Genomic DNA, 1,987 nt, shown 5'->3' on the forward strand with positions numbered 1-1,987 from the left:
CTCTGGCCTGTCGGCCCTGCAGGATTCGTTCTTCCGTCCCCTGATGCCCATCCTCTCGCCGGCGGAGATCTTCACCCTGCCGACCGAGAAACCTTCGCCTCCGACCCAGGCGCCCGCAGCGCTGCCTCAACTACCCGCCGATCCGCGGGCTGAGGAAAGCCTGACCACGCTCATCAACACGATTGTGCCGGCCTCCGACAAGCTGGAACTCAAGGAGCGGCTGGGCGGCATTGCCAACCCGCCGCGCATCGTGGCTGAGACGGCGGCCCCGATCCCCGTCGGAACGGTCAAGACCTTCTGGGGATCCAACGTCGACACCGACGAGCAGTTCCAGGCGGATCTCGAGATGGTCTACGCCACCGATCACGTCTACTTCTGGGTTGAGAAGGGCGTGGACTTCGAGATGGGCGACGTCCGAGACCTGGTCGATGAGTTTGAGAGCAAGGTCTACCCAACCAACCGCGAGTTCTTCGGGAGCGAGTGGACGCCCGGCGTGGACGGTGATCCGCATCTGTACATGGCCTACATGACCGGCCTCGGGGACTCGGTTGCCGGGTACTTCTCGTCCAACGACAGCCTCTCGCGAGCGGTGAACAAGTACTCAAACGAACACGAGATGTTCTTCCTCAATGCAGACACGCTGCCGCTGGATGCGCCTTATGCCCACTCAACCCTTGCGCACGAATTCCAGCACATGATCCACGCCAACCTGGATCCCAACGAAGAGAGCTGGGTGAACGAGGGGTTCTCCGAGCTCGCCACGTTCATCAATGGCTATGACCCAGGTGGGGCGGACTACTATTTCGTCCAGAACATGGATCTTCCGCTCACCTTCTGGCCTCCCGACACCGATCTGGCACACTACGGGCAGGCCTTCCTGGTGATGGCCTACTTCATGGACCGCTTCGGCTCGGACGCCACCCAGGCGCTGGTGGCCCAACAGGCCAATGGGCTCGACTCGATCGACAAGGCGCTGACGCAGGCGGGCGAGGTCGATCCAGAGACTGGCCAGCCGCTGCGGGCCGAGGATTTCCTGCTCGACTGGGCGGTGGCCACGCTGCTACAAGACGGCAGCGTCGGGGACGGCCGCTACTACTACCCCTCCTATCTCTCCGCGCCGGCGGCATCAGTCGACGAGACAGTGAGCGATTGCCCGTCCAGCCTGCAGAGCCGCGACGTGAACCAATACGGCGTCGACTTCATCGAGATCGACTGCCGCGGGGACTACCGCTTGAGCTTCGAGGGACCGGCAGAGATACCGGTGATCCCGACGGAAGCCTACTCGGGGGACTATGCCTTCTGGTCCAATCGCGGCGATGAGTCCGACATGACGCTGACGCGGGCCTTTGACTTCACCGATGTGACCGGCCCGATCACGATGGACTACCGGCTGTGGTACGAGATCGAGGACGGCTGGGACTTTGTCTACCTGGTGGGCTCGACCGACGGAGGAAAGACGTGGGAGATGGTCCGGACCCCCTCTGGTACCGACAAGGATCCCTTCGGCAATTCCTACGGCTGGGGGTATACCGGCAATAGCGGGGGCGGCGAGCGCGGCGAGTGGATCGAGGAATCGGTGGATCTCTCTCAATTCGCCGGGGAAGAGGTCCTGCTGCGCTTTGAGTATGTTACGGACCAGGCGGTCAACGGGGAAGGCCTGATGGTGGACGACCTCAAGGTCGACGCCGCCGGCTATCAGGCCGATTTCGAGGCGGACAATGGCGGCTGGGAGCCGGCAGGGTTCGTCCGGCTGTACAACCGCCTGCCGCAAACTTTCCGCCTGGCGCTGGTCGAGTTTGGTGATCAGGTTCGGGTGACGGAGATCCCGCTGGAAGGCGGGCGGCGCGGCGCGATTGACCTCAGCGTGGGGGACGCAGTGGACCGCGCAGTCCTGGTCGTGATGGGGGCCACGCGCCACACCTGGCAGCCGGCGGAGTATCAGTTCGCCCTCGAGGCCCGCTGAGCTACCGACGCCTGGCTTCAAGAC

Annotated in this window: 1 protein-coding gene; it reads left to right on the forward strand. The window is 63.7% G+C overall.

Annotated features, from left to right (window positions below):
- Positions 1–1,963: immune inhibitor A (locus tag MUO23_08660; protein ID MCJ7513027.1), on the forward strand; the 1,963-nt coding region annotated here is incomplete at its 5' end.
- Positions 1,964–1,987 lie beyond the last annotated feature (24 nt).

The organism is Anaerolineales bacterium (assembly GCA_022866145.1).
Lineage (GTDB): Bacteria > Chloroflexota > Anaerolineae > Anaerolineales > E44-bin32 > PFL42.